Genomic DNA, 4,035 nt, shown 5'->3' on the forward strand with positions numbered 1-4,035 from the left:
CGCCGCCGACGCCGCGACCCTGCCCGCCCGCGGCGGGGACGACCGCGAGCCCAGGGACGGGTACCTGTGGCTCTCCGGCGACCACCACATCCACACGCAGCACAGCAACGACGGCATGTACCGGGTGATCGACCAGGTCCGGCACGGCAACGCGTACGGCCTCGACTGGATGGTCATCACCGACCACGGCAGCGCCGCGCACGCGAAGATCGGCGTGGAGAAGGTCAACCCCGATATCGTGGCCGCGCGTCAGGCGGTCAGGGACACCCTCGTCTTCCAGGGCCTGGAGTGGAACATCCCGGCCGCCGAGCACGGCACCGTGTTCGTCGCGCCCGGCCGGGACGAGGTGGCGACGCTCAAGGAGTTCGAGAACTCCTTCGACGGGTCGGTGAAGGGCGCGGGCGCCAACACGCCGCAGAACGAGGCCCTCGCCATCGCGGGCCTGAACTTCCTCGCCCAGGCCGTCAGGAGCCGCCGGGTCCCCGACGCGCTGTTCCTGGCCAACCACCCCGCGCGCAAGGGCATCGACTCGCCCCACGAGATCCGCGGCTGGCGCGACGCGCAGCCGTCGATCGCGGTAGGCATGGAGGGCGCCCCCGGCCACCAGGCCGCCGGCATCGCCAAGCCGAACGGCCCCGGCTCCGGCCGCGGGTTCTACGACAACAGCCCGAGCGCCGACTCCTTCCCCGGCTACCCGCCCGAGAGCTACAAGACCTTCGGCGGCTTCGACTGGATGACCGCGACCGTCGGCGGCCTGTGGGACAGCCTCCTGGCCGAGGGCAAGCCCTGGTGGATCACCGCCAACTCCGACTCGCACACGGTCTACGCCGACACGAGCGACCGCGGGGGCGGCGACTTCGACGCCAACGGCCGCTACGGCGACCCGGTCTACAAGGGCGTCCCGAACCTCGCCAACGGCGACTTCTGGCCCGGCTTCTACAGCCGCACGCACGTCGGCGCCACCGACTTCTCGTACGGCGCCGTCATGGACGGCATCCGCGGCGGCCGCATCTGGGTGGACCACGGCGGCCTGATCAACGGCCTCGTCGTCCGCGCCCGGGTCCGCGGCAACCGCGGCGTCACCCTCGGCGACACCCTGTACGTCCGCAAGGGCTCCCCGGTCGAGGTGGCCATCGAGATCACGCTTGCCAACCGGCCCAACTGGGCGCAGGTCATCCCCGTCCTGGCCCGGGTGGACGTGATCCAGGGCGACGTGACCGGCCCGGCGGCCGACAAGGACGTCTTCACGACGCCGTCGACCAAGGTCGTCCAGTCGTTCGAGGTCGGCAGGAACAGCGGCACCGTCACCTTCACCTACCAGGTCGGCGCGGTGGACCACCCGGTCTACGTGCGCCTGCGCGGCACCGACGCCAACCGGAGCGCCCCCGGGCTGCTCGGCGCGTCGGTCGACCCGCACGGCCCCGCGATCGACGTCTTCGGCGACGCCGACCCGTGGAAGGACCTGTGGTTCTACAGCAACCCGATCTGGATCGTGCCGCGCCGATGATCCTCGGCGTCGACGGCGGATCCCGTACGGTCCCCGAGGCCGAGCGCCTCCTCCACGCCGTGGCGGAGGCGCTCGGCCTGCCGGACGACGTGGTCGCCTGCACCCATTTCGTCCGCACCGGGCTGCCCCACGTGGCGTGCTCGGTCGCCGTGCCCGGGCCGGTCGACCTCGGGGCGCTGCCCGAGGGGGTCTCGGCCGCCCTGGGCGACAGCCGTACCGGGCCGGAGGCGGAGGGCGCGGCGCGGGCCGCGGCCGAGCACGCGGGACGGCTGTCGGGGCGGGTCGTGCTGTTCCCGGGCCGCGACGCGCTGGTGGGGTCGCTCACGGTCGGCGACCTGCTGGAGTGCTCGGCCGTCGAGCGGGTGCTGGTCCTCGCCCAGCCCGATCCCCCGGATGCCGCGGCGGTGGTGAACACGAGGGACCACGTCCGCCCGGTCTGGCGGGACGGCCTGATGACCCTGCTCACGATGCCCGCGGCCGGCGGGCTGCTCATGCCGGCCGAGGTGCCCGACCCCACCCCCTGCTGCGCCGATCACGCCTGACCCGCCGGTCACCGGCGTGGCGCCCTCCTCTAGGGGGGATGTGAGCAACCTGAGAATCGGCTGAAAACCGGCGATTATCGGCTGGTGCCGCCCTCGCGTGGAGCGGTCCCGTTGCTAGGGTCGCCGCGGGGGTGTGCTCGTGCTCACGGACGAAGTCCTACCGCGTGTCGATGTGCCCGGACGACGCCGGCCGCTGCGCCGGATCGCGGGTGTGCTGGCCTGGCTGGCGGCCGTGCCGCTGGCCGGCCTCGCCCTGCTCAGGATCCTGGGCGTGGAGAGCTCGACGCTGCCCGTCGGCCTGGTCGCGCTGACGCCGTTCGCCGCCGGCGCGGCGGTGGTGACGGCGCTCCTCGGCGTCGCCTCCCGCGGCAGGGCGGCGACGGCCGTCACGGTCGCCCTCGCGCTGCTGTTCGCCTGGTGGGTCGTCCCCCGGGCCGTGGGCGGCCGGCAGGAGGCGGGCGGCCACCCGCTGCGCGTCCTCACCGCCAACCTCAACGAGGGCCGGGCCGACCCCCAGGCGATCGTCGACCTGATCCGCCGCCTCCACCCCGACGTCGTCACGCTGGAGGAGCTCACGCCCTGGCTGCTGGACGACCTCGACGCCGGCGGCCTGTCCGCGCTGCTGCCGTACCGGGTCGCGCAGACGGGGCCCGGCCCGACCGGGACCGGCATCTTCTCCGCCCGCCCGCTCACCGAGCGGACCGGGCTGTTCACGCCGGTCGGCCACCACATGCCGGTCGCGGAGACCACCACGCCCGACGGCACGCCCGTCGAGATCGTCGCCGTCCACCCGGTCGCCCCCGTGCCGGAGACGGTCGGCGAGTGGGAGGAGGGCGTGCGCACGCTGCCCCCGGCCCCGTCGTCCGGCGTGACGCGGATCCTGTCGGGCGACTTCAACTCGACCCTCGACCACGCCGTCCTCAGGAACCTGCTGGCGACCGGCTACGTCGACTCCGCCGCCGAGACGGGCAACGGGCTCACCATGACGTGGCCGGCCAGTCATCGGCTGTTCCCCATGGTCGCCATCGACCACGTGCTCGTGGACAAGCGGTCGTTCGCGGTCTCCACCGCGATCGAGGAGCTGCCCCGGTCGGACCACCGCGGGGTGTTCGCCGAACTGCGCATCGCCCCTTAAGGGGAATTCTCCTCCGGCCGGTAATCTGGGCCGCCCCGGAGGGACTACTGGTCGTGAACGATCCCCACGAACGCTTCACCGACCTCTACGACCGGCACTATCGCAGCGTGCTGGGGTACGCCCTGCTGCGCGCGGACCGGGGCGCGGCCGAGGACGTCGTCAGCGAGACCTTTCTGGTCGCCTGGCGGCGCCTGGAGGAGATGCCCGAGGCCGAGCTGCCCTGGCTGCTCGGTGTCGCCCGCAACCTCCTCGCCAAGCAGCGCGACTCGCGCCGCCGCGGCCTGTCGCTGGTCGACCGCGTCACCGCGCTCAGCACCACCCACGACCACGTGGCGTGGGACGTGGCCGAGCACGTCGTCGACCGGCAGAGCGCGCTCGCCGCGCTGGCCTCGCTGCCCGAGCGGGACGTCGAGGCCCTCGCCCTGGCCACCTGGCACGGGCTGCCGCCCGACCAGGCCGCGGCCGTGATGGGCTGCTCCGTTCGCACGTACAACGTCCGCCTGCACCGGGCGCGCGGGCGCCTGGCCCGGGCACTGCGGTCCGAGCCGAAGGCGGCCCGCCCCACGGCGCCGGCCGTCCCCCGCCGATACGCGGAAGAGGCGTGATGACCCCCAGCCGACCCTCCCCGGAGCACACCGTGAACGACCGCACCTTCTCCGACCTCAAGCCCCGATCCCTCGACGAGCTCACCCTCAGAACGTACGAGCGGCGGCGCGGCGACGACCTCGCCCGCGCCTTCGCCACACCGAGGACAACGCCGAGGACAACGCCGAGGACAACGCCGCCGCCCGCCCGCCGGGCCGTGCCGCGCCGCCGGCCCGTCCTGCTGCTCACCGGCACGCGCCGCCGCC

At 73.9% G+C, this 4,035-nt stretch carries 5 protein-coding genes; all 5 read left to right on the forward strand.

Translation table 11 applies throughout. The features are described 5' to 3' along the window. Nucleotides 1–1,507 (forward strand): PHP domain-containing protein (locus tag MPTA5024_RS14910; protein ID WP_036324647.1); only part of this gene is annotated, 1,507 nt, incomplete at its 5' end. After that, nucleotides 1,504–2,049 carry a hypothetical protein gene (locus tag MPTA5024_RS14915; RefSeq protein WP_036324648.1) on the forward strand — a complete coding sequence of 182 codons (546 nt, stop codon included), beginning with the start codon at nt 1,504–1,506 and terminating at the stop codon, nt 2,047–2,049. The genes MPTA5024_RS14910 and MPTA5024_RS14915, both read left to right, overlap by 4 nt. Before the next feature lie 172 nt (nt 2,050–2,221). Further along, complete coding sequence (locus tag MPTA5024_RS14920) at nt 2,222–3,184, forward strand: endonuclease/exonuclease/phosphatase family protein (RefSeq protein ID WP_198167161.1); 963 nt, start codon at nt 2,222–2,224, stop codon at nt 3,182–3,184. Between the two features lie 53 nt (nt 3,185–3,237). Next, entirely contained in the window at nt 3,238–3,789 is a 552-nt protein-coding gene (locus tag MPTA5024_RS14925; protein WP_036324649.1) for an RNA polymerase sigma factor, read from the forward strand. Continuing rightward, nucleotides 3,789–4,035: hypothetical protein (locus MPTA5024_RS42180; RefSeq protein ID WP_198167162.1), on the forward strand; the 247-nt coding region annotated here is incomplete at its 3' end. The genes MPTA5024_RS14925 and MPTA5024_RS42180, both read left to right, overlap by 1 nt.

Source organism: Microbispora sp. ATCC PTA-5024, from assembly GCF_000511135.2.
Taxonomy (GTDB): domain Bacteria; phylum Actinomycetota; class Actinomycetes; order Streptosporangiales; family Streptosporangiaceae; genus Microbispora; species Microbispora corallina.